This is a genomic window from Mucilaginibacter antarcticus (genome assembly GCF_042686155.1).
Taxonomy (GTDB): domain Bacteria; phylum Bacteroidota; class Bacteroidia; order Sphingobacteriales; family Sphingobacteriaceae; genus Mucilaginibacter; species Mucilaginibacter antarcticus.
This window is the reverse complement of sequence record NZ_JBHUON010000001.1, coordinates 324092-350539: the sequence shown is the minus strand read 5'-3', so window position 1 is coordinate 350539 and position 26448 is coordinate 324092. Positions and strand designations below refer to the sequence as shown.

The 26448-nt window shown below is 43.8% G+C and carries 30 protein-coding genes; 15 read left to right on the top strand and 15 right to left on the bottom strand.

The window, feature by feature from the left end; translation table 11 throughout:
• Nucleotides 1-7: 7 nt before the first annotated feature.
• Genes gmk through miaE form a run of 5 tightly spaced genes read left to right on the top strand, consistent with a single transcriptional unit; the run spans nucleotide 8 to nucleotide 2320 of the window.
• Complete coding sequence (gmk, locus tag ACFSYC_RS01535; protein WP_377122799.1) at nucleotides 8-577, top strand: guanylate kinase; 570 nt, start codon at nucleotides 8-10, stop codon at nucleotides 575-577.
• A gap of 36 nt (nucleotides 578-613) precedes the next feature.
• Nucleotides 614-1186: a nicotinate (nicotinamide) nucleotide adenylyltransferase gene (gene nadD / locus ACFSYC_RS01530; protein WP_377122797.1), complete on the top strand. Its 573-nt coding sequence runs from the start codon at nucleotides 614-616 to the stop codon at nucleotides 1184-1186.
• Between the two features lie 12 nt (nucleotides 1187-1198).
• Nucleotides 1199-1402, top strand: a complete 204-nt coding sequence (locus ACFSYC_RS01525; RefSeq protein ID WP_377122795.1) for a hypothetical protein — start codon at nucleotides 1199-1201, stop codon at nucleotides 1400-1402.
• Nucleotides 1381-1704, top strand: a complete 324-nt coding sequence (locus tag ACFSYC_RS01520) for a type II toxin-antitoxin system RelE/ParE family toxin (protein WP_377122793.1) — start codon at nucleotides 1381-1383, stop codon at nucleotides 1702-1704. Before ACFSYC_RS01525 ends, ACFSYC_RS01520 begins: the two co-directional genes overlap by 22 nt.
• Before the next feature lie 16 nt (nucleotides 1705-1720).
• Nucleotides 1721-2320 carry a tRNA-(ms[2]io[6]A)-hydroxylase gene (gene miaE, locus ACFSYC_RS01515; protein WP_377122791.1) on the top strand — a complete coding sequence of 200 codons (600 nt, stop codon included), beginning with the start codon at nucleotides 1721-1723 and terminating at the stop codon, nucleotides 2318-2320.
• Nucleotides 2321-2389: 69 nt separating this feature from the next.
• Here miaE and ACFSYC_RS01510 read toward each other — a convergent pair whose 3' ends face one another.
• From ACFSYC_RS01510 to ACFSYC_RS01500, 3 genes are read right to left on the bottom strand one after another with little or no spacing between them, the layout of a single operon-like run.
• Nucleotides 2390-2902 (bottom strand): GtrA family protein, encoded by a 513-nt coding sequence (locus ACFSYC_RS01510; protein ID WP_377122789.1) that lies wholly within the window; start codon nucleotides 2900-2902, stop codon nucleotides 2390-2392.
• A gap of 1 nt (nucleotide 2903) precedes the next feature.
• Nucleotides 2904-4520, bottom strand: coding sequence for an FAD-dependent monooxygenase (locus tag ACFSYC_RS01505; protein ID WP_377122787.1), 1617 nt, complete (start codon nucleotides 4518-4520; stop codon nucleotides 2904-2906).
• The gene (locus tag ACFSYC_RS01500) at nucleotides 4521-5234 is read right to left on the bottom strand and encodes an SAM-dependent methyltransferase (RefSeq protein ID WP_377122785.1); all 714 of its coding nucleotides are present in this window, start codon (nucleotides 5232-5234) and stop codon (nucleotides 4521-4523) included. It lies immediately after the preceding gene.
• Nucleotides 5235-5287: 53 nt separating this feature from the next.
• On the opposite strand from ACFSYC_RS01500, the gene ACFSYC_RS01495 reads away from it, so the two are divergent.
• Nucleotides 5288-5698: a PH domain-containing protein gene (locus tag ACFSYC_RS01495; protein ID WP_377122783.1), complete on the top strand. Its 411-nt coding sequence runs from the start codon at nucleotides 5288-5290 to the stop codon at nucleotides 5696-5698.
• Between the two features lie 69 nt (nucleotides 5699-5767).
• The gene (locus tag ACFSYC_RS01490) at nucleotides 5768-5956 is read left to right on the top strand and encodes a cold-shock protein (RefSeq protein ID WP_377122781.1); all 189 of its coding nucleotides are present in this window, start codon (nucleotides 5768-5770) and stop codon (nucleotides 5954-5956) included.
• An 86-nt stretch (nucleotides 5957-6042) separates the two neighbouring features.
• Here the strand turns inward: ACFSYC_RS01490 and ACFSYC_RS01485 are convergent, their stop codons facing one another.
• The 8 genes from ACFSYC_RS01485 to ACFSYC_RS01450 form a co-directional block, all read right to left on the bottom strand.
• A complete protein-coding gene (locus ACFSYC_RS01485) occupies nucleotides 6043-6774 on the bottom strand; it encodes a ferritin-like domain-containing protein (protein ID WP_377122779.1) in 732 nt (243 codons plus the stop codon).
• Between the two features lie 72 nt (nucleotides 6775-6846).
• Nucleotides 6847-7149, bottom strand: a complete 303-nt coding sequence (locus ACFSYC_RS01480; RefSeq protein ID WP_377122777.1) for a winged helix-turn-helix domain-containing protein — start codon at nucleotides 7147-7149, stop codon at nucleotides 6847-6849.
• Nucleotides 7146-7781, bottom strand: a complete 636-nt coding sequence (locus tag ACFSYC_RS01475) for a hypothetical protein (protein ID WP_377122775.1) — start codon at nucleotides 7779-7781, stop codon at nucleotides 7146-7148. Before ACFSYC_RS01475 ends, ACFSYC_RS01480 begins: the two co-directional genes overlap by 4 nt.
• Nucleotides 7782-7996: 215 nt before the next feature.
• Nucleotides 7997-8551: an NUDIX hydrolase gene (locus ACFSYC_RS01470; protein ID WP_377122773.1), complete on the bottom strand. Its 555-nt coding sequence runs from the start codon at nucleotides 8549-8551 to the stop codon at nucleotides 7997-7999.
• Nucleotides 8548-8952, bottom strand: coding sequence for a hypothetical protein (locus ACFSYC_RS01465; protein ID WP_377122771.1), 405 nt, complete (start codon nucleotides 8950-8952; stop codon nucleotides 8548-8550). The genes ACFSYC_RS01470 and ACFSYC_RS01465 overlap by 4 nt, the downstream gene beginning before the upstream one ends.
• 14 nt (nucleotides 8953-8966) lie before the next feature.
• Nucleotides 8967-9752 (bottom strand): TPM domain-containing protein, encoded by a 786-nt coding sequence (locus ACFSYC_RS01460; protein ID WP_377122769.1) that lies wholly within the window; start codon nucleotides 9750-9752, stop codon nucleotides 8967-8969.
• Between the two features lie 11 nt (nucleotides 9753-9763).
• Nucleotides 9764-10201, bottom strand: coding sequence for a TPM domain-containing protein (locus ACFSYC_RS01455; protein WP_377122767.1), 438 nt, complete (start codon nucleotides 10199-10201; stop codon nucleotides 9764-9766).
• A gap of 107 nt (nucleotides 10202-10308) precedes the next feature.
• Complete coding sequence (locus ACFSYC_RS01450; RefSeq protein ID WP_377122765.1) at nucleotides 10309-10887, bottom strand: LemA family protein; 579 nt, start codon at nucleotides 10885-10887, stop codon at nucleotides 10309-10311.
• A 195-nt stretch (nucleotides 10888-11082) separates the two neighbouring features.
• On the opposite strand from ACFSYC_RS01450, the gene ACFSYC_RS01445 reads away from it, so the two are divergent.
• Nucleotides 11083-13368: a GH92 family glycosyl hydrolase gene (locus ACFSYC_RS01445; protein ID WP_377122763.1), complete on the top strand. Its 2286-nt coding sequence runs from the start codon at nucleotides 11083-11085 to the stop codon at nucleotides 13366-13368.
• 213 nt (nucleotides 13369-13581) lie between these two features.
• Here ACFSYC_RS01445 and ACFSYC_RS01440 read toward each other — a convergent pair whose 3' ends face one another.
• A complete protein-coding gene (locus ACFSYC_RS01440; protein ID WP_377122761.1) occupies nucleotides 13582-13947 on the bottom strand; it encodes a CoA-binding protein in 366 nt (121 codons plus the stop codon).
• 176 nt (nucleotides 13948-14123) lie between these two features.
• Here ACFSYC_RS01440 and ACFSYC_RS01435 point away from each other — a divergent pair, with 176 nt between their 5' ends.
• The 3 genes from ACFSYC_RS01435 to ACFSYC_RS01425 all read left to right on the top strand — a co-directional run bounded on the left by ACFSYC_RS01435 (nucleotide 14124) and on the right by ACFSYC_RS01425 (nucleotide 15454).
• Nucleotides 14124-14699, top strand: a complete 576-nt coding sequence (locus ACFSYC_RS01435) for an RNA polymerase sigma factor (RefSeq protein ID WP_377122759.1) — start codon at nucleotides 14124-14126, stop codon at nucleotides 14697-14699.
• 14 nt (nucleotides 14700-14713) lie between these two features.
• The gene (locus tag ACFSYC_RS01430; protein WP_377122757.1) at nucleotides 14714-15118 is read left to right on the top strand and encodes a hypothetical protein; all 405 of its coding nucleotides are present in this window, start codon (nucleotides 14714-14716) and stop codon (nucleotides 15116-15118) included.
• A gap of 120 nt (nucleotides 15119-15238) precedes the next feature.
• Nucleotides 15239-15454: a hypothetical protein gene (locus ACFSYC_RS01425; protein WP_377122755.1), complete on the top strand. Its 216-nt coding sequence runs from the start codon at nucleotides 15239-15241 to the stop codon at nucleotides 15452-15454.
• Nucleotides 15455-15554: 100 nt separating this feature from the next.
• On the opposite strand, the gene ACFSYC_RS01420 is transcribed toward ACFSYC_RS01425, so the two are convergent.
• The 3 genes from ACFSYC_RS01420 to ACFSYC_RS01410 form a co-directional block, all read right to left on the bottom strand.
• Nucleotides 15555-16031 carry a DinB family protein gene (locus tag ACFSYC_RS01420; protein ID WP_377122753.1) on the bottom strand — a complete coding sequence of 159 codons (477 nt, stop codon included), beginning with the start codon at nucleotides 16029-16031 and terminating at the stop codon, nucleotides 15555-15557.
• A 2-nt stretch (nucleotides 16032-16033) separates the two neighbouring features.
• Complete coding sequence (locus ACFSYC_RS01415) at nucleotides 16034-16441, bottom strand: hypothetical protein (RefSeq protein WP_377122751.1); 408 nt, start codon at nucleotides 16439-16441, stop codon at nucleotides 16034-16036.
• Nucleotides 16442-16507: 66 nt separating this feature from the next.
• Entirely contained in the window at nucleotides 16508-18055 is a 1548-nt protein-coding gene (locus tag ACFSYC_RS01410; protein ID WP_377122749.1) for an NAD(P)/FAD-dependent oxidoreductase, read from the bottom strand.
• A 188-nt stretch (nucleotides 18056-18243) separates the two neighbouring features.
• Between ACFSYC_RS01410 and ACFSYC_RS01405 the strand changes: the two genes are divergently transcribed.
• The 4 genes from ACFSYC_RS01405 to ACFSYC_RS01390 all read left to right on the top strand — a co-directional run bounded on the left by ACFSYC_RS01405 (nucleotide 18244) and on the right by ACFSYC_RS01390 (nucleotide 26392).
• On the top strand, nucleotides 18244-20622 hold the full coding sequence (locus ACFSYC_RS01405) for an alpha-L-rhamnosidase-related protein (RefSeq protein ID WP_377122747.1): 2379 nt from the start codon (nucleotides 18244-18246) through the stop codon (nucleotides 20620-20622).
• Between the two features lie 625 nt (nucleotides 20623-21247).
• A complete protein-coding gene (locus ACFSYC_RS01400) occupies nucleotides 21248-22909 on the top strand; it encodes a PAS domain S-box protein (protein ID WP_377122745.1) in 1662 nt (553 codons plus the stop codon).
• A gap of 318 nt (nucleotides 22910-23227) precedes the next feature.
• Nucleotides 23228-23935 (top strand): peroxiredoxin family protein, encoded by a 708-nt coding sequence (locus tag ACFSYC_RS01395; RefSeq protein ID WP_377122743.1) that lies wholly within the window; start codon nucleotides 23228-23230, stop codon nucleotides 23933-23935.
• Nucleotides 23936-25060: 1125 nt separating this feature from the next.
• Complete coding sequence (locus ACFSYC_RS01390) at nucleotides 25061-26392, top strand: OmpA family protein (protein WP_377122741.1); 1332 nt, start codon at nucleotides 25061-25063, stop codon at nucleotides 26390-26392.
• Nucleotides 26393-26448 lie beyond the last annotated feature (56 nt).

Genomic DNA, 26448 nt, shown 5'->3' with positions numbered 1-26448 from the left:
ATGACCAATGACTAAGGAAGGCAAACTCATCATATTTTCTGCACCATCCGGGGCTGGTAAAACAACCATTGTAAGGCACTTGCTTACTAAATTCCCGGAGCTGGAGTTTTCCATTTCGGCTACTACCCGCGACGCCCGGGGCGATGAGCAGGATGGTAAAGCATATTACTTTATTAGTAAAGAAGAGTTTTTGCACCAGATAGCTAAAAAGCAGTTTGTTGAATTTGAAGAAGTGTATAGCGGTACCTTTTATGGTACCTTAAGGTCTGAGATTGAGCGTATTTGGAACGAAGGCAAAACGGTGATATTTGATATAGATGTTGAGGGCGGCCTGCACCTTAAGCGCAAGTACGAAGAGCAGGCCCTGGCTATATTTGTTCGGCCACCGTCATTAGATGTTTTAAAGGAACGATTGGTAGGCCGCGGTACAGATAGCGAGGAAAAACTTAAAGAGCGTTTTGCCAAAGCCGAAAAGGAATTAAACTACGCTCCAAAATTTGATATTATACTCAAAAATTACGATCTTGAAACGGCATGTGCAGAAGCAGAGGCTTTGGTGACTAAGTTTATCCGGTAGCCGGCTTTTGTTTTGCTAGTTTAACTGATCCACGCAATGAAAATAGGACTACTCTTCGGTTCTTTTAACCCTATCCATATTGGGCATTTAATAATTGCCAATTACCTGGCCAACCACACAACGTTGGATAAGGTTTGGTTGGTGGTGTCGCCCCAAAATCCATTAAAAAAATACGGCGACTTAATAAATGCTTACGATAGGTTAGAAATGGCCCGTCTGGCTATAGAAAACGCGCAAAATATAGAAGTAAGCGACGTCGAACTTAAATTGCCACAACCCTCATACACCATTGATACGCTGACGCACCTTAAAGAAAAGTACCCGCAGCATGAGTTTGCTTTAATCATGGGGTCAGACAATTTGGTGAGCCTACCCAAGTGGAAAAACTACAAGCTTATACTGCGCGATTACCAGATTTATGTGTATCCGCGCCCCGGCTATGAGAACGCCGAACTGGCCTCACATCCGTCAGTCAATATTACCATGACCCCGCAAATGGAGCTGTCTGCCACCTTTATACGAAAATCCATTGCCGAAAAAAAGAACGTGCAATTTTTTGTGCCAGATGCTGTTTTAAAGTTTATAGAGGGTAAAAGTTTGTATAAGTAATTGTTTAACTTTATGAAAATGGGTAAGACTATGGTTATTACTAAAGATAAACTTCAAAATATTTTAAACGCCATGCCGGAAAAAATTGATGTTGAAGAAGTATTTGACAAAATACTTTTATTGGCAAAAATAGAACAGGCACTTAACGAATCTGAGCAAGGCTTGGGTCAGGATTGGGAACAATTCAAATCAGAATGGCTAAGCGAAGAGCTGTAAGAATTGAAATTTTACCTACTGCAAAGGCTGATTTAAAGGAAATCGTCTCTTTTATTGCTCAACGCTCAATTAAGTATGCAAAATTGGAGAAGCAGTTAATTGTCCGAGCTATAAGTCAATTGCTTGATTTTCCGGATATGGGCCGAACATTTGATTACAGGTCTATTGACGCACGGCAATTCGTCTTTAAAAATTATCTTATTATTTACCGCTATAAAACGGAAGACGTATTAGAGATCCTCACCATTCACCACCACGCCCGCCTACTAAGCAACAATCCAACTTTTACCGACGAAGATTAACCACTATCTTTGCCTTGTGAGCGAAAAGACCATCCTTAAATTACAGTTGCCTACAGATCCGCTTTGGGTGAAAAATGTGGTAGAAAGCAATATTCAAGAATTACTGATAGATCATGCTTACTGCGAGCAAAAGGCGGCTACTAACGGTATTACGCTTATTGTGCAAAACCCCAATTTGAGCGATCTGGTACAGCAAATGATTGCTTTGGTACAAGAAGAGATGGATCATTTTAAACGCGTGCACGAGATTATTTTAAAGCGCGGCTACGTACTTGGTAAAGAGCGTAAAGACGATTACGTTAACGAGCTACGCAAGTTTATTATTATTGGCGGCGGTCGCGAAGCACAGTTGATAGACCGGTTATTGTTCTCTGCAATGATTGAAGCCCGTAGCTGCGAACGTTTTAAGGTGCTGTCTGAAAATATTAACGACGACGAGTTATCTGCCTTTTACCATGAGCTCATGATTAGCGAGGCAACTCACTACACTATGTTTATTGGCCTGGCCAGGAAATATGCCGAAACTATAGACGTAGATAAACGCTGGAAAGATTTTTTGACCTATGAAGCCCAGGTTGTAAAAAACTACGGCAAGTCTGAAACCATACACGGTTAAATTAAACTCTTTTTACCCTGGTTTAATATTTATTTGAAACGCTTTGTAAACCGGGGCGCTTTTTGGTTTTTAGCCCATAGCATCAATAGGCTGCTTATTTTTAAATAGGATATAAGTTTGGATGAGATAACTAAATGCGGCGACAAGAATTGTGGTAAGCACTTTTGATGGCGTAGCATACCAGCCTAATCCATCAACAAATATTTTAAGCAGCAGGTAATTAAGGCTTATACACATTATTACAACAGATAAAAATCGTAACAACTGGCTGCGCCGGCGTAACCCCGACTGCTGAAAAACTACATACCTGTTTAAGTAATATCCAATGGGTAACGAAACGCAAAAACCTAATAACAGGGCGGCAATATGCGGGCTTAAAGTTATAAGGCCTAAATCCATGTCATCTTTTTTAACCACAAAGTGGTAGCTAACAGCAAAAAGAGCGATATCCAGTAAGGTATTTACGCCACCGCAGGCCGCATACCTAAAAGTTTGAATACTGAAAAAGCTGTTAAACAACGGGTAAAATAGATCGATAATAGAAATAATGCTTCGTCTTATTCCCTGGTGTATTTTGCGCATATTATAAGGCAGGCACGGTTTTGTTTAGTCCCACAATAGTAGTTAAATAATTTTCCATCATCTCTATATCCACCACATCATTTATTAACCCGATATGCATATCCGGGCGGATGATCAAAGCTTTCTTTTTATTTTCTGTCACCTCAAAAACCTCAAATACCTCCCTGTTCTTTTTTGATGGTGGCAGGTAAAAAAAGTTTAGTGCAGGGGTGTAATTTTGCGTTATCCATTTAGCTACCGTAAAGAGATCAATCTCCTGCAATTTACCCAGCACTATCAGGGTAAAACCAGGCTTGGCGCACCATTCGTGCAGGTCGGTTTCCAATTGTTTCTTTTCGTCAAACACTTTCAGGTAAGGTAGGCGGTCGCCGGCTTTTATGCCTTTAGAATTGCTTAAATGCAGGCTTATATTGCTATCGCGATATGAAATGCCGATTTGCGACAATCGTTTGAAAAACACTGAACGCAGGCTTTCGCTTTTCCAGAAAAACCGAACTCCGGTAGGCATTATCCATTTTTTAACGGCTAACCAAAACCAGCTGCGCGATACAATTATTTTAAAAGCACGATCTGTCGTATCCAGGAGCTCTTTGGCCACCGGCATCCGCTCGGTGGCATAGCTGTCTAAAATGGTCTCTTTAAGCTGATGCGTTACTACGCCGGCAAGTTTCCAGCCAAGATTATAGGCGTCCTGTAAGCCCGTGTTCATACCCTGCCCGCCGACAGGCGAGTGGATGTGTGCGGCATCGCCAATTAAAAAACAGCGTTGCTTTCTAAAATTGTCGGCCATACGGTGGTGCAGCTTGTAGGTGGTAAACCAATTTTGTTGTACCACGTTAAGCGCTATGCCCGTAATGGCCGCTATGTGCGGTAGCACTTCATCTAATTGCAAATCGGCCTTAGCCTGGCTGGCCAGGCTAAGGCTACCAATTACGCGGTAGCTATTAGTTTCTGGCAAAGGGAAAAATGCAGACATGCCGGCCTTGCCCCAAAATATTTGTAACTGCGTATCTTTAACTTCAGCGTTGTTCAATTCCAAATCGGCCAGGAAAAACTCATTGGCATACGTATCCCCGGTAAACGGAATATTTAACTGCTTGCGCACCGTGCTGTGTGCGCCATCCGCACCAACCACGTAATCACAGGTTAAAGTTGTTATTTCTTGGTCCGATTGTAATTGAACCTCTACTTGTCGCGCGTTTTGTTTTAAAGACACTACCGTGGTGTCCCAATAAACAGGGCAGCAATTTTGTGTCAACAGATCAAGCAGCAGGCGTTCATTTTTGCTTTGCTGATATAGGTGTACAAAGGGATAAGGCGTTTGTTGCGTTCCCACGTCGGTAATGGCAAGTGATGCAACCTCTTTACCATCCTGATTGAGCACCAAGCCGTGGGCTTGTTTGCCGCCCTGTAAGGCGCGTTCTACAATGCCCAGCTGGCGATAGATCTCTAAGGAGCGCGCCTGTACGGCAAGTGCTTTAGATTGATTGGTTGGCCCTTGTTTAATATCAATTATGATAGGCTGCACCCCGTGCCTTATTAGCTGAGCAGCCATCATTAGCCCGGAGGGGCCGGCCCCTACAATTAATACTTTGGTATGCTGCTCTGTAATTAACACTTATATTGAACGCGATAATAAGAAAATGGTTGGCTTTTTATGTAAGTCGGGCACTTGGGTTTGCCAGTCGGCAATGGTTTTGGTTTGCACAGACTCATCCTCGCCGGTTAGGTTGGTTGCAATGCAAAGCTTGGTTTTTGGATGGCCGGTTCTTAAAATCTCTTCTAACATCGGATTATTGCGAAAAGGGGTTTCAATAAATATCTGTGTTTGATTCAGCCTGTCTGCCAAACCTTCCAGCTCGCGGATACGGCGGCTGCGTTCGGCCTTATCAATAGGTAAATATCCCTGAAAGGCAAAGCCCTGTCCGTTAAAGCCGGATGCCATCAGGGCTAGTAAGATAGAGCTTGGGCCTACCAATGGCACCACTTTAATGCCGCGCTTATGCGCCTCGGCAACAATTTCCGATCCGGGGTCGGCTACGCCGGGGCAACCAGCCTCGCTCATAAAACCAACATCTTTGCCAGACTGCAGGCCAACAAAGTAAGGTTTAATGCTGGCACCGCGCGCGTGTTTACCATAATCATGTACAGTAAGTTCGCTTTGCGGTGTTTTTAGCCCCGCCTCTTTTAAAAAGCGACGCGCCGTTTTCTCGTTCTCTACAATGTACTCTGATATATGGTTAATGGTATCAACCAGGTAAGGTGTAAATGTCTTGGCCGTTGCATTTTCTGCAAGCGGTACCGGTATTAAAAAAAGTGTTCCATTGGGCATGCTGCAAAATTGCTCATTTTTGTTTAATTTGTTTGTTAGAAAGCACTAAAAGCATGGTTTATAGAAAAAAAACAGGATTGACTATTTCGGCGCCGGTATTGGCGCTGTTTGTTGCTCTAGGCATTACCCTCATAATAGACGGTAAATGGCCAGCATTTTTGATTTTACTTTCAATATCCGGTTTTATGGCTTACCTTTTTATGAATACTTATTATGTGATTGCAGACAATGTTTTAAGCGTACATACAGGTTTCAATAAAATTGGTATCGATGTGGCAGCAATAAAGTACATTGAAGACACCCCCACTTTATGGAGCGCGGCCACATTTTCATTAGGCAGACTTGAGGTTTTTTATAATCGCTATGATAGCGTTGTGATATCTCCGCCTGATAAAACAGCTTTTATTGCACACCTAAAAACTATCAATAACAACATTGAAGTGAGGCTAAAAGAGAGAAAATAGCTAAATGTTGTTGATACTATTGTATTTCAAATATTTTATTACCTTGCAATAATTTAAATAACAATTATAATGGCAACAGGAACAGTAAAATTTTTTAATGAAACTAAAGGCTTCGGATTTATCAAAACTGACAGCGGCGAAGAGATCTTTGTACACGTTTCAGGTTTAATAGACAAAATTCGCGAGAACGACAGCGTTACTTTCGAACCACAACAAGGCAAAAAAGGCCTTAACGCAGTAGATGTAAGATTAGCATAATATTATATTTTATAAGTCGTAACAAAAACGCCTTCTCACTATGTGGGGAGGCGTTTTTATTTGGATAAGGTTTGGTTTGCGCTACTTTATATCCAAAGGGCGCGCTGTGCATCTGTGATGACATTGAAAGTTTTAAGGTATTTGAGATGCATTTTGCGGGCGTAAGCGTTATACGTTAAGCCACCCGCTTTAAACAGTTTTTTATGAGCTATCCATACCAAGGTAGAAGTGGCGAAGAAAAAATACTTATAAATGAAGGCCCGCCAGCTACGCGAAAATCCGTTCTTGTTTTCAAAGATGATTGCCAGCCGCTCCGTCTGGAAAGTTATGTGATAGGCTTCGTCTATTAATATATCATTACAGATTTGTTTTAGCAGAACACATTTGGTGGCATCTTTAAGTGATTGGTAGAATAGCTGAGCGGTGCTTTCGACAATGATTACTGCCAGTGTCCAGATCTCCATACTGGTGTTAAAGTACCGCACCCGTCTAAAAAGCGAGTCGCCCCAATCTTTTTTAATACGTGGTTTGCCAATACGGTCAAGATAAGTACCAAGGTGATTGCCGTGCTTTTGTTCTTCTTTGATGAATAGTCGCACCGCTATTAAATATTGCGGATCGGCAACTTTAGTAGCATAGCGGGTTGCCGCAGCGATAAGGTTTTTTCCTTCAGATGTTTCGCCGAGCTGCCAGGCTTGCAGAGAGGAGAGTATCTCAGCTACCTCTAAGTCTGTAATGTTGGGCTCAAGGTCCCAATTTACCCTCTGTTCGTTTCCATTTGCGCGGAAATGGTTTATCCAATATTGACTTGATTGCATAGTGATATATTTTAGTAAATTAGTAATTAAAAGTACTCTGTATTTCAAAGTAAGTAGGTAAAAAAATATAGTTTAACTTTTTGATGATTTTATTAATTGCTCCAAAGCATCCAGGTGATCGGCAAATGCTTTTTTGCCTTTAGTGGTAGCCTCGTAATTGGTATTAGGCTTGCGCCCTAAAAATGATTTATTAACCAATATGTATTCTTCTTTCTCTAAACCTTTAAGGTGCGATGCCAGGTTGCCGTCGGTAACGCCCAACAATTCCTTAAGCGAATTGAAATCATACTTTTGATTAGCCACCAGCACGCTCATAATTTGCAAGCGCAGGCGGTTCTCAAAAGCTTTATCTAATTTATCAAATGGTATTTTCACCTATCGTATTTAAAGTACATTACGCTGCCATATATAATATGCAGCACACCAAAACCTATCGCCCAAAAATACAAACCGTAACCGGGAAACAAAGCGCAAATTAATCCTAGCGCAATTTCAAGCAAACCGAGGTATTTAACATCAGTAAAAGTAAAGTTGCTTGCGCCTACTAATGCCAGGCCATAAAATATAAGAGAGGCGGGAGCGATAATGCCAAAATAACCCCGGGTTAGCAATATCATCATCAATATGCCACCGGCTAATAGCGGTGTTAACATATGGAATAGCAATTGTTTGCTAGTATTGTTAACTACAGATTGACCCTTGCGGTGCGCTTTTTTGTATGATAACATAATGCCGGTAGTGACAGAAGCAAACAACACCGCGAGCGCTACATATACTAACTTACCTATATCAGTAACCATAATTTCATTTAGGCTTACTGCCTCCGCAAAATAATAGCTGGTTCGACTTGGCCCGGTGTAAAGCAATTTGTAGGCGTAGCCCGCGCCAATTAAAGCGTATACACCCGCTAACACGCCTGACAGGCCACTTAAAGATATAAACTTAGAGGACCGCTCCATCAGGCTGCGGATAGATGCCAGATCGTCTTTAATATCAGTTTGTTTCATATAAAGCACTTTGTGTTTCAAAGTAAATAATAAAGAATGAGATGTGCAAGTTTTATTTAAGAAAAATTGAGAAAGGCAGTAAGCGCCTGGGATTTATAAAAAAAGGAAGTGTGTCATTTCGACAAAGGGGGAATCGATACAACAGGAAAGTCTGTTATTGCTGCAGTAATAGATCGCTCTCTTCGTTAAACTGACAGGGGAGAGATGCGGAGATATTACTTCAACTCGTCCAACTTCATCAATGCATAAAACAAACTTGTGCAATGTAGCGATTGAGCTATTTTATTATCAGCGAGTAGTTGCTTTACTTCGGCTATGGTGTATTCTTCTACTATGATCTCCTCATGTTCGTCTAAAGACTGCTCTTGCACCTTAATACCGCCTTTAGCAAGGTAGCAATAGGTATGATTCGTCGCGGTTGATGGATTAGCATGTACGACACTAAGTAATTCAATATTGTCAAACTGGTAACCGGTCTCTTCCAACAACTCCCGGCGCATGGCATCGACAGGTGCTTCATCGCCGTCAATTACACCGCCGGGGATCTCGAGCGATACAATGCCCGCCGCGTGGCGGTACTGGCGCACCATGATAATCTTGTTCTCGGCCGTTATAGCAACTGCGTTTACCCAATTTGGATATTCAAGCACGTAATATTGGTCAACAATCCGGCCATCAGGCATTTTGCACTTGTCAGACCGTAAGGTAGCCCAGGGGCCTTTGTGGATGTATTCAGATTCGCAGATGCTCCACTTTAAATCGTTACTCATAGTTTAATATTGAAATAGCCGTATATGGCACTGCGTTTAGTTAAATTATCAAAAGATTGAAAGTGGTACTTTTCTTCTAATACATCAAAAATAGCCATCACTTTTTTTAGCAGCAGTTGCGTTTCCTCATTTCGTTCAAAAGGCTCGGCAAATACATAGAGCATTTGGCTTAGCGCATTTAATTTTTCTGAGCTGTATAGGTCTCCTTTAATAAGCGAATCGAAATCTTCCTGTGATAAGTGTATTAGTTTTTCAAGTTCAGTATTATACTCGCTTTCTAATATATTGTTAAACTCCTGTCTATATTCGTCAAACGTACCGGTTGCCTTAATACCCAAAAGCTTCGCTATGATCAGCGCCATTCGTCGCGCTTCATCAACTACCATATCAGTTAAATACATATCAGTAATTTAAATTACCAACTACCGCCAGACCCGCCGCCGCCAAAGCTACCGCCACCAAATCCGCCGAAGCCGCCGCCCCCTCCTCCGCCGCCGGAGAATCCTCCGAAGCCGCCCCCGTTACTGCCACGACCCAATGCTGAACCCGCCAATAGCCACCAGAACGGACTGGCACCGCCACGACTGCCTATTACCTGCCTGCCGCCGCCACCACCGCCTTTGCGCGATATCAGCACAATCATAATAACCACAATAGCTATAATAATAGCGGGTGGAAAACCACCGCCTTTCTTGCCACTAACTGCTTTTTTCTCGGCCTTATATTCTCCCTTAGTATACTTTATAATGGCATCGGTGCCGGCGTCTAATCCGCCATAATAATCGCCCGCTTTAAACCTCGGGTTTATCTCGCGGGTGCGTATCTGCTGCGTAATTACATCGGGCAAAGCACCTTCAACGCCATAGCCGGTTTGGATTGATAGTTGGCGATCGTCCAAGGCCACAAGTACAACAATGCCGTTGTTTTTATCTTTTTGACCCACACCCCAGGCTCGGCCGAGTTTCTGGGCATAATCGTTAACATCGTACTGGCCTATGCTGTGTATGATCACAACCGCAATTTGGGTTGATGATGAATCGCCAAAGGCAACCAGCTTGTTCTCAAGCGCCTGCTTTTGTTCGCTGGTAAGGGTGTTGGTATAGTCGGTAACTAACGTATTTGATTTTTCGGGCAGTTCCTGCGCAAAAACACACAGCGACGCCACTAACAAACCAACAAATAGTATTAATTTTTTAAACATGATATTGTTGATTATTTGCCGTCCATAAAGGCAACATCGTTTGATAATTCGTCAGAGTCGTTACCCAAATCGTGCGGGAAGTATTTGCCTAATTGCGTACCTGCTTGCGTTATACCGGCAATTATGCCTTCAACTATATTGCCGTTTTTAAAGTAGGAAAGCATTTCTTCTTTGGTACAATCCCAAAAATCCTCGCTTACCACCTTGTTTATGCCGGCATCGCCAATAATGGCAAACTTACGGTCTACAACTGCCATATAAATCAATACGCCATTGCGCAGCTTGGTTTTATGCATATCCAGCTGGTAAAAGTATTTGGCGGCACGGTCAAGCACTTCCTCGGCACAAGTTTTCTCAACAGAGATTCGGATCTCTCCCGATGTGCATTTCTCAGCCTCAGCTATTGCTGCGCTAATGCGCTGCTGCTCTTCGTCATTGAATATAGCCATGGTTGATTATTGTTAAATATTGAAGATTAAAGATTGGTGTATTGGAAAGACTAGGGATTAAAGATTGATAAGCTCAATCTTCAATCGCTAGTCTTCAATCTTCTTAATTAAAATTTTACCTTCGGCGCCTTGTCTGAACCGGCTTCGGCCTGGAAGTAGCCTTTTTCTGCAAAACCAAACATTTTAGCTGTAAGGTTAGCCGGGAAAGAGCGAATTTTTGTATTGTAATCCTGAACGGCGGTGTTAAAGTCGTTACGCGCTACGGTTATTCGGTTTTCTGTGCCTTCAATTTGTGCTTGCAAGCCTAAAAAGTTTTCGTTTGTTTTTAGGTTAGGATATTGTTCTGATACTACCATTAAACGGCCCAATGCAGACCCTAACTGGCCTTGAGCATCCTGGAAAGCTTTAATGCTTTCAGGCGTTAATTTTGATGGATCAACTTGTATAGCTGTTGCCTTAGCGCGGGCCTCAATAACAGCGGTAAGGGTGCTTTTTTCAAAATTTGCAGCACCTTTTACAGCTTCAACCAGGTTAGGTATCAAATCTGAACGGCGTTGATATTGGGTTTGTACTACACCCCATTTACCTTTTACGTTCTCATCTAACTTTACCATGCTGTTATAACTGCATGAGCTTAAAGACATAGCGGCAACCACTACCAATATTGCTGTGAATAATTTTTTCATTGTTGTTTGATTTATTTAATTGTTGTGATGTTTAGAGTACAAAACACATACCGTGTTACAATGTTTGTATTTGCCTGTCATTATGGCAAGTCGCCTGCGTAAATATAGGTAGCTTACAGGCAACTACGTGCTAATTTATCGCATTAAAAAATTATATTTGGCTTATAAAATTAATTGAACTGCTCTATAAAATCCATGAAGAAAATTTTTACCTCCCTGTTTGTTTGCACTGCTCTGTTTGCAAACGCTCAAAGATCAACAGAAAAATTAGTACAATACGTTAAGCCTATTGTAGGCACCGAGCGTATGGGCCACACTTTTCCGGGTGCTACTGTGCCATTTGGTATGGTGCAATTAAGCCCGGAAACTGACACCGCCAGCTACGAAAAGGACGGGAAGTACAACCCTAAAGTTTATGAGTATTGTGCAGGCTATCAGTACGAGGATAAAACCATTGTAGGGTTTAGCCACACGCACTTCAACGGTACAGGCCATTCTGATTTGGGCGACTTTTTAATTATGCCTACCGTGGGACCGTTAAAACTTAACCCGGGTACGGTTGATAAACCGCACAGTGGTTACCGCTCGCCATTCTCGCACGCTAACGAGGTTGCCGAAGCTAATTACTACAAAGTAAAACTAGACGAACACAATATAACTGCCGAAATGACCACTACTACCCGTGTTGGCTTTCATCAGTATACCTTCCCAAAATCAGACAATGCGCATATAATACTTGATTTGATGGCCGGTATTTATAATTATCCGGGCAAAAACGTGTGGACCTACATGCGTGTAATTGACGATACGCACGTTGTTGGCTACCGCTTAACCAATGGTTGGGCACGGAGTAGGGCGCTATACTTTGCTATAGAGTTTTCAAAGCCATTTACGGGCCATGGTTACAAAAACTTCTCTGCAAAATCTCCTTATGGTGGTTTTTGGGGCAAGTTTAATAACGTAAAGAATTTCCCGGAGATAGCGGGTAAAGATCTGCGTGCTTACTTTAACTTCAATACCGAAGAAGGCGAGAAGATCGAGATCAAATTTGCTATATCGCCGGTAAGTATGGCCGGCGCTCAGGCCAACTTAGCTGCTGAAGCCAAGACCTGGGATTTTGAAAAAGTGAAAAAAGATGGTCAAGACCAGTGGGAAAAAGAGCTGGATAAGATCACTATTACAGGTATTAAAGACACCAAAGAGAATTTCTATACCGCCATGTACCACACCATGATAAACCCAACGGTTTACATGGATACTGATGGACAATACAAAGGCCTGGATCAAAACATACACACCGCCAAAGGCTTTACCAACTATACTACGTTTAGTTTGTGGGATACCTATCGCGCACTACACCCGCTGTTTAATATAATAGACCCTGATCGTAATAAAGACATGATCAAATCTATGCTGGCGCATTATGACCAAAGCCCGGAACATATGCTGCCGGTTTGGAGCAACTCTGGTAACGAAAACTGGTGTATGAGCGGTTACCACTCAGTAACAGTAATTGCTGACGCGGTGATAAAGGGTAATGACGATTTTGACACTAAGAAAGCTTTAGAGGCCTGTGTAACCACGGCTCGTAATCGCGATTACCAGGGGATAGGATATTACATGGATCTGGGTTATATTCCTGACGAAAAGGATGGTAACTCGGTATCGTCAACCCTTGAGTATGCCTTTGATGATTGGTGTATTGCTCAAATGGCTAAAAAGTTAGGCAACGATGCCATTTACCAGGAATTTAGCAAACGGGCGCTTAACTACCGCAACGTGTACAACCCTAAATCGGGCTTCATGCACCCTAAAACAGCGGATGGTAAGTTCCGTAAAAAGTTTGATCCGTTTACTACAATCGGGCAGGGCTTTATTGAGGGCAACGCCTGGAACTATACACTACATGTTCCGCAAGACCCTGCCGACCTGATTAAACTGATGGGACCAAAACGCTTTAATGTTTATATGGATAGCTTGTTCAGCTACAACCTGCCTGATAAATACTTTGCCGAGACAGAGGACATCACCAAGGATGGTATCATTGGCAACTATGTGCATGGTAACGAGCCATCGCACCACATCGCTTATTTGTGGAATTGGACCGACAAGCCATGGAAGACACAAGAGAAAATCCGTATGATATTGCCGCGCATGTATAAAGCTACGCCAGATGGTTTAGGCGGCAACGATGATACCGGCCAAATGAGCGCGTGGTACATTTTTAGTTCTATTGGCTTTTACCCGGTAGCGCCAGGATCTGAGCAATACGCTATTGGCAGCCCGGCTGTTGACGGCGCTACTGTACAGGTTGGGGGCAATAAAACCTTTAAGATCACTGTAAATAACCAGGGCCCTAAGAACGTTTACGTGCAAAAAATGCTATTGAACGGCAAACCACTTACCACCCCTTTCCTTAACCACAAAGACTTGATGAAAGGCGGCGAATTGACCTTCTTTATGTCAGCGAAGCATAATTAGGTTGTTAAAGGATTAGTGATTGAAGATTAGGAATCGGCAATCGGATTTACAACACAAAGGCGATGAGGTTAACTCATCGCCTTTGTGTTTATCGAACGCTGTCATTTCGACGATAGGAGAAATATATACACCCACCAAATAGCCGACTTGGCAATGTATAGATTTCTCCCGTTGGTCGAAATGACAAAAGCTTACTTAATGTATTCCATCAAATTAGTATTCTCCGATACTCAGCAGCACCAACGTACACGCATACTGCGTTTCAATTCCCTCGGCATCGGCCATGCGTTGCAGTTCTGTGTTTTCCGTGCCGGGGTTAAAGATGATACGTTTTGGTTTGTTAGCTAATATATAGTCATATAACGGCGGTTGGTTTTGTGGGCCCACGTACAGTGTTATGGTATCAATATCACTATAAACTTTCTCGGGCTTCTGTATTTTAACGCCCGCCACTTCTCCCGCCTTTAAGCCAACATTTAATATGGTGTGCCCATGGCTTGTCAGGCGGTGTGCAGCCATATAAGCGTACCTGCCAGAGTTTGGCGTAGCACCTATGATCATTGTTTTTTTATCGGTCATTTTTTATCTGCTTATATATTCTGTATGTGGGGAGAGGTTGTATATACATCTTCAAAAATTACGCCAGTATGTAATAAAAGGCGGTTTTTGATGTCAAAGCACTATCACAGAGTTTTTTTAAATTTTTTAAAATGTTTTTAAAGATGAATCGTCTTTATCTTTAAGCAAGTAACAAATTGATAACAGCATTAATGCCCGAAGAAAGAGACAGCCACATCATAAGCACCATTAAGGCTTATGGTAAAAATTTGCTGGGCTTTATCCGTAAACGGGTAAATAATGATGCCGATGCTGAAGATATCCTGCAGGATGTATGGTACCAGTTTAGCAACCTGGTAAACTCTGAACCAATTGAGCAGACAGGCGCCTGGCTGTATAAAGTGGCAAGGAATAAAATAACAGACAAGCATAAAAAGAAATCAGAAACCTTACTTGACGACCTGTTCCCCGGCGATGGTGAAGGAGATGGTGATACGTCAAGCTTTAAAGATTTGCTGATGCCGGACGATAGCACGCCCGAAACGGAATACATGCGCAACCTTTTTTGGGAGCAGCTTTTTAAAGCGCTTGATGAGCTGCCCGAAGAGCAAAAGCAAGTATTTATCTGGCAGGAAATGGATGACATGACCTTCCAGGAAATAGCTGAATTGACGGGGGTAAATGTAAACACCTTAGTATCACGTAAACGTTACGCGGTGCTGCATTTACGCAATAGGTTACAACAATTATATCAAGAGATAACAAAATATTAAAAACACAAAAAGACATGAAACAAATATTTTATAAAGGACGGTTCATTTTTATACCCATTGCAGTGGCCGCTTTCCTATCCATTATTAGCTATGTGGTAATGCAGTTATGGAACTGCTTACTACCCGATGTGCTGCACGTAACTACTATAACCTTTTGGCAGGCTATGGGCATATTCATCCTATGTAAAATTCTCTTCGGTTTTGGTAAAGGCGGCGGCTGGCGCGGTGGACGTGGCGGTGGTGCCCCATGGATGCGTAATAAAATGGAAGAACGCTTTAAAAGCATGACCCCAGAGCAGAAAGAAAAGTTCAAACAAAAAATGCGCGATCGCACTGCCTGCGGCCCATGGGGTAGTGGTGGTTTTGACCGCGACTGGGATAAGTTTGATACGGAAGAACCGAAAAAGGAAACAGAATAACCACCAGCTTTTTGTCATTGCGAGAACGAAGCAAGCGCGAACTGTGAGGTCGCGTGCTACTTTTCTACTTGCGATTGCCACGCGACGCTCGCAATGACAAATTAGTTAACCTTCACAACAATGGACATACTTATATTTTCTACAAGCGTAAACAACGCAGACCAGGTACAACAAGTACAGCCGATATTGACATCGGTGCAAGCTATACAGGATTGGAACTTTGATCTTGAAGATTGCGACCATATCCTTCGTGTAGTATCACATGACCTGCCGCCAAGATATATTGAATCTTTGCTGAATAACGCAGGTTTTGAGTGCGCGGAGTTAGCGTATTAGGCTGTCCTTTTTTGTCATCCTGAGCGATAGCGAAGGATATGCAAACTTGCCGCGCACTGGCGGATGTTTCGTTCCTCAGCATGACAGGCTGGGTAGATTATTACCCAATAATGGCGCTTACCAATAATGATACCTGCGCAGAGTGATAAACCTGGTGCTGGATAAAGCCGTAAATTAATTCGCGGTACGTGTTAGTAGGTTCATTATTGCGCTCGTCAATGAAAATTTCATCCCATTTGTTTTCCGGGAAATCTTCAATGGTTTTAAGCAAATTTAAGCTCACCAGCTTAAAATCGTCTATCCAGATTTTTAGCCTTTCTTCGTCAGGTTCGCCGGGATGAGGCCAGTTGCCGCTGTTAGGTAATGAAGCCGGTTTCCCGTTCAGCCGGTCCATTACTTCTTCGGTCCAGCTTATTAGGTGCAGCAAGATTTCTGCAATGGTATGCGCGTGGCCGGCACGGGTGTAGGCAGCTTCAAAGTTTACTTTGTCGAAGATGTTATATATCGATTCTCCGTACCAGGGCTGGCCTGATAGGATGGTTTGTAGGTCGTTTTTAAGTTTTTCTGATGTCGTCATATTTATGCATCTCGCCTTATCCAAGCTATTAAGACCATGGCCCATAATATCATAAATGGGATCAATAAAATTAATAAATAATAAAATGTTAAGGCCTGTAATAACAGGTATAACAATGGTATACTAACAAGTAAATAGGTAAAGCGTTTGTAGTTAAGCAAAAATGGTAGGGTAAACAAGGCCATGTGAGTAATAACTTGTATTGCCAATAAAACATCGCGCCACAGCTTCCCGCTTGATCCCAATATGGTGTAGGTAAACAAACCCAACTCGCCGTCATACACGTATATCCAACCCTTATCGCCGCCGTTTAAAGGGATACCAATAAAAGTTGATGCTATCATCAATAGCAGAAAAATAACCAAAATAATTTTGGTTGATCTATCCGGACTGGTCATCAATTTCTTCATTATAGGATGGCCATCAAAGTTAATTGTTACCAATGAGCGTAACCTATTAATCATTATATCAGGGATTCAGACAACTTTCCCTGCCGCTATCGCGCAATTAATCCCATCAATAGCAGCAGAAATTATGCCGCCTGCATAACCAGCACCTTCGCCGCAAGGAAACAAACCCTGTATCTGCGGATGCTGCATGGTCTCTTTATCCCTTGGTATCTTCACCGGCGATGAGGTGCGCGATTCCACACCAACCAGTATCGCTTCATTAGTAAAATACCCTTTCATTTTACGGCCAAAAACCGGTAGGGCAAGGCGCAGGCGCTCGTTTATCCAGTCGGGCAATACTTCTTTTAGTTCGGTGCTTTTTGTGCCGGGCAGGTATGAGTTTTCGGGCAAATCTATAGATAGTTTTCCATTCACAAAATCCACCATGCGCTGCGCCGGGGCTACTAATCGCCCGCCTCCAGCCTTAAAAGCAGCCTGCTCTATACTATGCTGAAAGTTAAGCATTTTAAACGGGTCGGCATCACTGCCTTTAACATCTTCCATATTGATCTGTACCACAGTGCCCGAGTTAGCGAAAGGGTTGTTTCGTTTCGACGGGCTCCAGCCGTTAACCACAATTTCATCATGATCTGTAGCGCAAGGGGCGATAATACCACCCGGGCACATACAAAACGAAAAAACGCCACGGCCGTCAACCTGCTCAACCAAATTGTAGTAGGATGGGGGGAGATCGGGCCCACGGTACTCGCAATGGTATTGGGCCTGATCAATAATTTCCTGCGGATGCTCAATGCGTACACCCAACGCAAAAGGCTTGGCCTCTATTAAAATATTTTGTAGGCGCAGCATCTCAAACACATCGCGCGCCGAGTGGCCGGTAGCTAGTATTACCGCATTCGATTTCAACGTTTCGCCGTTCTCCAGCTTTACGCCCTGTATCTTATCAAACTGCACTAAAAGCTCAATTACTTTGGCATCAAATATTACCTCGCCGCCCGCATTCTGTATCGTTTCGCGCATGGCGGTGATGATTTGAGGTAGCTTGTTGGTGCCAATATGGGGGCGTGCATCTACTAAAATATCTTCGGTAGCGCCGTGTGCCACAAAGGCTTTCAGCACCGCGTTTACATCGCCGCGTTTTGTGCTGCGGGTGTAGAGCTTACCGTCCGAGTAAGTGCCCGCGCCACCCTCACCGAAGCAATAATTACTTTCTGGATTTACGAGCCCTTCTTTGTTGATATTGGCCAGATCTCTACGGCGGTCCTTTACGGATTTGCCGCGCTCGAGCACTATGGGCTTTAAACCCAATTCTATACACTGCAATGCGGCAAACAGCCCTGCCGGCCCCGCACCTACTATGACAACGTGCTTGGCATTTTTAACATCAGGATATTGTTGAGTGTAGGTTTCGGGATGGTAAACCTCGTCAATATAAACCCGCACCTGCATGCGGTATACCACACGGCGGCTGCGCGCGTCAATAGAGCGTTTAAAAACCTGTACCCCGGTAATTTTTTGTGGCGATATATCTAAGGCCGATGCAGACAGTCTCTTTAAAACGTCCTGGTCGTCCTGCTGCCCTGGTGGACAAACTATTTCAATTTCTTTGATCATAGTGCTGCTGAGTTTTTATCCCAGATACTGCAAAGATAACAGTAATTGTTGAACCATGATTTTAGGATTTACGGTTGCCTTAATGTGATAATAGTTAATCCTACAACCGTCGTTCAGATAAAAAATTCAGGTGTCTGCCTATTCCCACGAATCTTAGTCCTATATTAGCTCAACTTGTATATACCTGTATGAAATCACTCCTTACCGTCCTTGTACTTGTTTGCGCTTTGCTGTCTAATAAAACTAGCATCGCGCAGCCATCACATAAACCTGTCGCCACAAGGCCATGGAATGCCATTTGGATAAGCGCCCCAAATGAAACAGGCAAAGAATACGGTGTATTTTATTTCCGTAAGACCATCGATCTGCCGGCAAAGCCAGCTACTTTCTTTGTGAATGTATCGGCAGACAATCGCTATAAATTGTATGTTAACGGCACGTTGGTTTCACTAGGCCCGGCAAGGGGCGATACTTACTTCTGGAATTATGAACATGTGGATCTGGCCCCTTACCTTGTGCACGGAAAGAACACCATAGCCGCAACTGTATGGAACGAAGCCGAGTCGCGCCCCGAAGCGCAGATAACCCTTCGCACCGCATTTATACTTCAAGGCGCTACGCCAGTAGAGGAGGTGTTGAATACTAACAACTCATGGAAAGTCATTCGCGATAACGCGTATAAACCACTGGGTGTTAGCCTGGGTTACGGCGCGTATTATGTTGCCGGGCCGGGTGAACTGGTTGACCAAAGCAAAACTATAAAGAACGCCATGTCGCCGTCATTGGATGATAAAGCCTGGCCCGCCGCTGCGCATTTGGGGCAGGCCAAACCAAAAGGTGTCGCTGATGCTTTTGGCTGGATGCTGGTAAAATCAACTATACCGCAAATGGAGATGGTACATCAGCGGATACCATCATTGCGAACAATCGTGGGCATGACCGCGCCACTGGGCTTCCCGGCTACGAAAACGCCGCTTACTGTTCCGGCAAATACAACGGCGACTTTGATATTAGATCAGACGTTTTTAACCAATGCTTACCTAACCCTTAATTTCAGCAAAGGTAAGGGCGCGGGTATCTCTATGACCTATGCCGAATCGATGTTTGATAACCTCAAGAAATTCGGTATTCGCAAAGGCGACCGTAACGCGGTGGAGGGTAAAGAGATAGGCGGACGTAAAGACAGCATATTAGCTGATGGCAGCAATGGGCAGGCCTTTACAACCTTATACTGGCGCACTTTCAGATACATCCGCCTGATAGTAACTACCAAAGATGAACCTCTGACTATTGACGATATATATGGCACCGCCACAAGCTATCCGTTTACCATGAACGCCAGCCTGAAGACGGATAACCCCGAAATGCAGCAGATGCTTGACATTGGCTGGCGCACCGCCCGCATGGACGCCCTTGAAACCTATATGGACTGCCCATATTACGAGCAGCTGCAATATATTGGCGACACCCGCATACAGGCCATGGTAAGCTACTATAACAGTGGCGACGACCGCCTGATGCGCAACGCCATTAACCTGATGGATCAAAGCCGTTTGGGCGAGGGCATAACGCTGAGCAGGCACCCGTCTTACAGTCCACAGATTATCTCTACGTTCTCGTTATGGTATGTAGGTGTGTTGTACGATTACTGGATGTACCGGCCCGACGCGCTGTTTATTAAAGACAAACTGGACGGTGCACGTGGCGTACTCAGCTTCTTTAGCCGGTATCAACAAGCCGACGGCACGCTCAAGGGCGTGCCTTACTGGACCTTTGTAGATTGGAGCAATGGTTTCAATAACGGCCAGCCGCAGGTGGGCAGCAAAGGTGGCTCGGCGGTGCTGGATATGCAATTGCTTACCGCCTTACAACAAGCAGCGCAGATGGAAGCCAAAATAGGTATGCCGGCCTATGCTGCGCTGTATACCGCCAAAGCCGCGCAGCTCAAGCAGACCATCCAACGTAGGTATTGGGATGCGACCCGGCAGCTATATGCCGACAACGAGGACAAGAAGGTGTATTCGCAGCATGCCAACTCCTTGGCGATACTGACCGGCGTAGCCGCTAAGACGGTGGCCCCTGCCATTGCCAAAAAGATGCTTGCCGATGCCAGCCTGATACAATGCACCATCTACTTTAAGTACTACCTGCATCTGGCTTTGGTTGAGGCCGGCATGGGCAACGACTATATGAAATGGCTGGACATTTGGCGCGAAGACATTAAACTGGGCCTTACCACCTGGGCCGAAATGAGCGACGTGCCCAACAGCCGCAGCGACTGCCACGCCTGGGGATCAAGCCCTAACGTGGAGTTTTTTAGGGTGATACTGGGGATTGACAGCTATGCCCCCGGCTTTGCCAAAGTGAAGATTGAACCGCACCTCGGCGAGCTTAAGACAGCCAGCGGCGAGATACCACACCCTAACGGCAAAGTATCGGCCGACTATGCCTTTGATGGCAAAGCCTGGCAGATCAAGCTAACGCTGCCGGCTAAAACAACGGGTCTGTTTGTTTGGAAAGGCAAGCAATTGCCATTAAAAAGCGGCGAAAACGTGTTTAAGTTGTAGTATCGTTTAGCTGTCTGAGTAGGGAGGGCATTGTAATACCGGCATTAACAGCTGCTTGTTTCACGCGTGTGTGACACAGATGAAACAAGTGAAACAAGTTTTTGAATCAATAAGTTGATTATTAGCTGTTTGTAAAAAAGGAGTGAAACAAAATGAAACAAGATTTTGGTATAAAGATCTGATTATGAACAGCTTAAAAATGATCGTTTTTTGAATTTTTGACACAAAATAGCCCTGTTAAAACCGATTTAACAAAAAACCAATTGAGCAGAGATTGATTTTTCACTCGTTCCTCGTAGGTAAATGATGGGGTTTAATCACTAAAACGGAGGTGTCCGCTGATAAAAACAGGGCAATTTGTTAGCGTTAACCGATTAAATACCTGCTTTTAAAGGGTGAAATATTACCTGCCCGCAAACACGGGCTTATTTGTTTGGAAAGGAAAGCAGTTGTCATGGAAAGCAGGGAGAATTTGTTTAGATGATAAGCTAAAGTATATTTAATACAATAGAAAAACCGGCAAACGGGCTGATGTCAAATCCGTTTTTCGATCATTTTTTTAACGTAAATCAATTAATATAACTAACTTATAAGCGCTATTGCGTAAAATTAAGTATTGGCGGATATGAAGAATTTATGGATACGGTATACCGCATTAATTAAGTCTAAGCTTGCCCCTAGTAGTGATAAAGAGGTTACGGGCGTTAGGTTTTGGCAAGATCAGCTTTTTGTAACCTTTTTGGTTTACTGCTTACCGGTTAGTTTAATCGCGCTGTTGCCCTGCGTATATATAGCCATACAGGCTAAGTTTTTTCTTATCGCCTTTGTCGACTTGTTTGTTTTTACCTTTCTGTTAGGTATTACATTTACAGGTAAACTTACCCTGCCTCGAAAAAAAGTAGCCGCTATCGCTATTTTTTATCTCTTATCAGTTGTCCTCATCAATTCATTGGGCTATATGGGGCCGGGTGTAATTTATTTGCTTTTTTTAACCATATTGATATCGCTGGTATTGCCTATCCGTTTCGGCTATTGGTCGGTTATTGTCAATACGGTAATGCTGGCTGTGTTTGCTTTAATCATTAAATTCAACCTCTTTAATACTGTTTTATCAGCGGTTTACAGTCCCGCGTCATGGCTTGCATTTAGTTCAAATTTAGTTTTTGCCAGCTTTGTTTTGGTGACGCTTATTCACCGGATCTTTGAAAGATTGCAGGTTGCTATTTTAAAGAAAGACCAATTGCAACATCGTTATAAAAGTATTTTTGACAAAAGCCCCTTACCCATGTGGATCTTCGATACAGAAACGCTTGCGTTTTTAGAAGTTAACCAAGCGGCTGTAATACATTACGGCTATACCGAAGAAGAGTTTAAGGCAATGACCATAAGGGATATACGGCCGGCAGAATGGGTGCCTGCTACAGAGCAGGTGGTTGATCTTAACAAAAAATCAGGTATTTACTACGAGGGTACATCGCAACATATTAAAAAAGATGGCAGTTACATTTATGTAAAAATAGAAAGCAACCTGTTAGAATTGGATAATAATAAGACCCGGCTAGTGCTTGCTACCGACATAACCGACCAGGTAGAGCACCAGTTTGAGGCTTTTGATACCCACAAAAAAGTAAAAGAATCTGAAGCCAATTTGCGCGCCGTGTTTGACAGTACTGTAGACGGTTTTGTACTGCTTGATTCAAAGTTTAACATTAAGTTATTTAATGGCCGGGCAACAGAATTAATTAGGTTAAATGACGGAAAGCAGGAGTTTGAAACCGGCAGAAGTATCTTCGATTTTGTTCAACCCGCAAGGTTGCCCTACTTTAGAGCCGTAATTGCTAAGGTAAGCAACGGCGAATTAGTGGATTACGATAGAAGGTACCGTACGGTTAATGGCGACTTAAGTTGGATCCGTTACACCCTAACGCCCGTGTATAACGGCGCCACGGTAGACGGCATTAGCTTAAGCGGCCGTGATATTACGGTGCGTAAGCGGTATTTAAAAACGGTTGAAGATCAAAACAAAACCTTCAGAGAGATCTCCTGGATGCAGTCTCACCTGGTTAGGGCCCCGCTGGCAAGAATCATGGGGTTAATACCGCTGCTGGTGGCTTCGACCGACAAGCAGGATCAGGCCGACATTGTGAATTACATCGATATATCAGCTACCGAGCTTGATGAGGTGGTGCGTCAAATTTCAAACAAATCCAACGATATTATCAATAAATACCCGGCTATTAGTGCCGCGCGACCCAGCGCTGATCAGGCACCAAAAATGGAGATGTGATCGCTTTGTGATTGTGGTCTGAGATCGCAGCTTCGGACCAACGTGTGATCTCGGCCTGCATCCGGCCATGCCTTAACGTGGCCGACGCGCAGGTTAGCAATTGCTTAAACCCCTGATTTTTTATGATGGCGCTGATGGGTGTGCGTAGAGACGCAATGCTTTGCGTCTCCGTTGTGGCAGCAGGATCACATATCCGGACTAACGGAAGGGTAAAGACCTTTCCTCTAAAAAGCAGCGAGAATTGGTTTATAATGTGAATGGAAAATTGTTGCTAAAAGCAATCAATTATTTATCTTGTCGTGGTCTAAACCAATCGTCATGAAAAAGCTGTTGTTATCCCTATTGTTATTATTCCCGGTACTTTACGCCGCGGCTCAAACCGATGCGCCTAGAGCTACGGCAAGCTCAGTGGTGATTGATTCGACGGGGATGAAGTATCCGGCTATGTTATGGCAAAAAATGCTGCAATCTAACGACTATTGGCTCAAGCCTCTGCAGCCCAATAGCAAAGACACCCCGTTTCTGTTGGTTAAATACACACAGCAACAAAAAGATTACTGGTCTGAGCGCATGCCTAAGCCCGAAGACAGTCCTTTTTTTAAAACCGGACAGGTAATTAAGCCCTTCAAAATAAAAGACATTGCGGGTAATAAACTAGAGGCGAAAGATTGGGCGGGCAAAACCATTGTGTTCAACTTTTGGTTCATCGGCTGTCCACCCTGCCGTGCCGAAATCCCCGAGCTGAGCAGGATAGCCCAAAAGTATAAAGACGACCCCGAAGTAGTATTTGTGGGTTTTGCTTTAGATGATGCCTATGATATCAAAGAGTTTATCAAAAAGTTGCCTTTTGACTACCGGTTGGTTAGCGATGCGGGCGACACAGCCCATCAATACAACATCAATATGTACCCAACCAACGTTGTTATTAATAAAAAAGGAGAGGTGCGCCTGCATTATGTAAGCGCCCCGTTTAATGGCGGCTACTGGATAGATAAAATCATCAAAGAAAGCAAGAGCGGGATATAGCAATAGGTCTCCGGTTTTATCGCCGCCCAATTTGCGGCGCTAATGGGCCATTCTCACTCTGAGAACGCGACTGCTCATACATAGACAGGACGCACCTACGGAGCGGGAGAGCTTTATTTATTAATCCTATAAACAGGTTATCCCTACGGGATTTATAAGTTCGACTCCGACGATTATAGGTCGAATCCGTCGATCATAGGTCGACTCCGTTAGGAGTCACCTGTTTATAGAAATCTGTTTGTTTGGTAACGCGCTCCATAGGAGCGTCCTAATTATACGCTTAACTGTCTTTAATAGCCTGTTATCCCACGCGTTGGCGCACGCATGTTGCTGGTGTCTAAGTACTATGAATAGGTATTATGCGCGAGGCGTGTATCCGCTGCAATGCTTAACGCGGGGATTGTGTACATTATGGTTCTGTATCACAGATCCGGCCAACGGAGGCGCTATGGATGTGCGTAGAGACGCAATGCTTTGCGTCTCTAATAGGCGGCAGGGATATTTGCTGTCGCGTGTATAAAGTATTTTATATAAAGTCTGCGCTAAAAGTGTTGGGGCAAGTGTCCGCTCTATCCTTAACGCGGAATAGTGAACACTATGGTCCCGGGATCAAAAACCGGACGATCAGGTAGTGAATGTCCTAAGTAGAGATTGCCACGCTATCGCTCCCAATGACGCGCGGATGGAAGAAGTTTGCGACCCTGGGGTCTAATATTCCCCTCCGCTGGCCCACGCGTGCCGCGTGTGATTTTCAGGTTGGAGGACCTATGGAGAGATTGCCACGCTATTGCTTGCAATGACGTGCGGATAGAAGAAGCTGGTCGCCTGTCGAGTCTAAATCACCTCACCGATCAGAATTTTACCTTTTGCGGACGCTGTTATGTTCCTTTTCAGTCGGTCCAGTTACCTCTATACCAGCTGCAAGGCTTAAAAATTGGTGTGCAGACTACATACTGTCGGTTATACTGCACACAAATTTGGAGTAAGGCAACCTTGTTAAACTTATGTTAAATACAGTTAGTCAGGCTATTTAACACAAATAAGCTGGTTTATTATTATCTCGGCAAGGTTTTGGCAAGGGGCGTATCGTCAGGAATATTCCTGACCGACGTTATATATATTAACATGAAATACAATTTTACAAAATCGCTGCTTACCCTAACTATAGCAGGTTTAACTTCTGCAGCGTCAGCCCAAACTATGGGTACTGAGTCAACAGACAACTTTCAGAAAAGAGATTTCCGCACGTGGTCTATCGGCCTTAACGGTGGTATACTAACTGCTGCTACGCCTTTTAATGGCGAGAATAATGGCGATTTCCGCAGCCCGCAAATTAGCTGGGGTTACGGTGCTTACATTAAAAAACAAATTTTGCCAAGCTTTGGCTTACAAGCCGATTTCTTAGCGGGTACCGTTAAAGGTGTGCGCGCAAACACGATTGCGCCGGGTGCTGCACAGGATGCCAGCAGCTACAATGCACGTATTAACTGGGCGGGTTCATTAAAAGCTAACTTTACAGTAGCTAACCTGAGCCTTAACCAAAAACGTAGCTTTTTGTCGCCTTACTTAACTGCCGGTGCGGGTTACATGTCAAACAGCGTTAACGTTCAAAACACGCCGGGTGCTGCTAACACAACTTTCCACAATAACTTTTTTGTGCCGGTTGGTGCAGGTTTTAAATTAGGCCTGTCAAAAGTAGTTAACCTTGATTTTGGTTATGACGTTAACTTCATGAAATCGCGCAACTTTGATGGCGTGGTAGGTAACTTTAATGATCGTTTTGCTTATGCACATGCTGGTATCGAAATTGCCCTTGGCAAAAAGAACACTTCGCAATTGCAAAACTTTAGCCCTATTGCTGCCCTGCGCGAAGAAAGCGCTGCCGAAGCTAGTGCTTTACGCACCCGCTTAGCTGCTGCTGAACAAGCCCGTATGCGCGACCAGGAACAATATATGAAAGACCTTGGCGACGACGATATGGATGGTGTAGCTAACAAATTTGACAAATGTGCAGGCACCCCAACAGGTACTGTAGTTGATGGTGCAGGTTGCCCTATTAAAGCTCCGGCTCCGCAACAAATCATCCGCGAAAAAGTAATTGTTACTGAAGCTGACCGTCAGGTTGTAGGCGAAGCGATTAAAAACTTAGAGTTTGAAACCGGTAAAGCAACGATCAAAGAGCGTTCATACGCTACCTTAGATCGCGTTGCGGCCTTATTGGTTGAGAAAAACTTTAGCTTGAAATTAGCAGGTCATACTGATAATACCGGCTCAATGAGCTTAAACTTACGTTTGTCTAAAGACAGAGCCGAGTCGGTAAAATCTTACCTGGTACAAAAAGGCGCTAACGCTTCAACTATCGAAGCTACAGGATACGGCCCTAACCAGCCAATCGCCACTAATAAAACTGCTGCCGGACGTCAACAAAACCGTCGTGTAGAGTTCTCTTTATTTTAAACAATACCATCAAATAGTAAATGTGGTTAGAGCAGCTGCCCCCGTAAAAGGAGGTG

What these genes read in the sequence shown, in the direction of transcription:
- gmk (WP_377122799.1), top strand. Translation starts at nt 8, where the DNA reads ATGACTAAGGAAGGCAAACTCATCATATTTTCTGCACCATCCGGGGCT.
- nadD (WP_377122797.1), top strand. Translation starts at nt 614, where the DNA reads ATGAAAATAGGACTACTCTTCGGTTCTTTTAACCCTATCCATATTGGG.
- ACFSYC_RS01525 (WP_377122795.1), top strand. Translation starts at nt 1,199, where the DNA reads ATGAAAATGGGTAAGACTATGGTTATTACTAAAGATAAACTTCAAAAT.
- ACFSYC_RS01520 (WP_377122793.1), top strand. Translation starts at nt 1,381, where the DNA reads ATGGCTAAGCGAAGAGCTGTAAGAATTGAAATTTTACCTACTGCAAAG.
- ACFSYC_RS01510 (WP_377122789.1), bottom strand. Translation starts at nt 2,902, where the DNA reads ATGCGCAAAATACACCAGGGAATAAGACGAAGCATTATTTCTATTATC.
- ACFSYC_RS01500 (WP_377122785.1), bottom strand. Translation starts at nt 5,234, where the DNA reads ATGCCCAATGGAACACTTTTTTTAATACCGGTACCGCTTGCAGAAAAT.
- ACFSYC_RS01495 (WP_377122783.1), top strand. Translation starts at nt 5,288, where the DNA reads ATGGTTTATAGAAAAAAAACAGGATTGACTATTTCGGCGCCGGTATTG.
- ACFSYC_RS01490 (WP_377122781.1), top strand. Translation starts at nt 5,768, where the DNA reads ATGGCAACAGGAACAGTAAAATTTTTTAATGAAACTAAAGGCTTCGGA.
- ACFSYC_RS01485 (WP_377122779.1), bottom strand. Translation starts at nt 6,774, where the DNA reads ATGCAATCAAGTCAATATTGGATAAACCATTTCCGCGCAAATGGAAAC.
- ACFSYC_RS01475 (WP_377122775.1), bottom strand. Translation starts at nt 7,781, where the DNA reads ATGAAACAAACTGATATTAAAGACGATCTGGCATCTATCCGCAGCCTG.
- ACFSYC_RS01470 (WP_377122773.1), bottom strand. Translation starts at nt 8,551, where the DNA reads ATGAGTAACGATTTAAAGTGGAGCATCTGCGAATCTGAATACATCCAC.
- ACFSYC_RS01465 (WP_377122771.1), bottom strand. Translation starts at nt 8,952, where the DNA reads ATGTATTTAACTGATATGGTAGTTGATGAAGCGCGACGAATGGCGCTG.
- ACFSYC_RS01460 (WP_377122769.1), bottom strand. Translation starts at nt 9,752, where the DNA reads ATGTTTAAAAAATTAATACTATTTGTTGGTTTGTTAGTGGCGTCGCTG.
- ACFSYC_RS01455 (WP_377122767.1), bottom strand. Translation starts at nt 10,201, where the DNA reads ATGGCTATATTCAATGACGAAGAGCAGCAGCGCATTAGCGCAGCAATA.
- ACFSYC_RS01450 (WP_377122765.1), bottom strand. Translation starts at nt 10,887, where the DNA reads ATGAAAAAATTATTCACAGCAATATTGGTAGTGGTTGCCGCTATGTCT.
- ACFSYC_RS01445 (WP_377122763.1), top strand. Translation starts at nt 11,083, where the DNA reads ATGAAGAAAATTTTTACCTCCCTGTTTGTTTGCACTGCTCTGTTTGCA.
- ACFSYC_RS01440 (WP_377122761.1), bottom strand. Translation starts at nt 13,947, where the DNA reads ATGACCGATAAAAAAACAATGATCATAGGTGCTACGCCAAACTCTGGC.
- ACFSYC_RS01430 (WP_377122757.1), top strand. Translation starts at nt 14,714, where the DNA reads ATGAAACAAATATTTTATAAAGGACGGTTCATTTTTATACCCATTGCA.
- ACFSYC_RS01425 (WP_377122755.1), top strand. Translation starts at nt 15,239, where the DNA reads ATGGACATACTTATATTTTCTACAAGCGTAAACAACGCAGACCAGGTA.
- ACFSYC_RS01420 (WP_377122753.1), bottom strand. Translation starts at nt 16,031, where the DNA reads ATGACGACATCAGAAAAACTTAAAAACGACCTACAAACCATCCTATCA.
- ACFSYC_RS01415 (WP_377122751.1), bottom strand. Translation starts at nt 16,441, where the DNA reads ATGAAGAAATTGATGACCAGTCCGGATAGATCAACCAAAATTATTTTG.
- ACFSYC_RS01410 (WP_377122749.1), bottom strand. Translation starts at nt 18,055, where the DNA reads ATGATCAAAGAAATTGAAATAGTTTGTCCACCAGGGCAGCAGGACGAC.
- ACFSYC_RS01405 (WP_377122747.1), top strand. Translation starts at nt 18,244, where the DNA reads ATGAAATCACTCCTTACCGTCCTTGTACTTGTTTGCGCTTTGCTGTCT.
- ACFSYC_RS01400 (WP_377122745.1), top strand. Translation starts at nt 21,248, where the DNA reads ATGAAGAATTTATGGATACGGTATACCGCATTAATTAAGTCTAAGCTT.
- ACFSYC_RS01395 (WP_377122743.1), top strand. Translation starts at nt 23,228, where the DNA reads ATGAAAAAGCTGTTGTTATCCCTATTGTTATTATTCCCGGTACTTTAC.
- ACFSYC_RS01390 (WP_377122741.1), top strand. Translation starts at nt 25,061, where the DNA reads ATGAAATACAATTTTACAAAATCGCTGCTTACCCTAACTATAGCAGGT.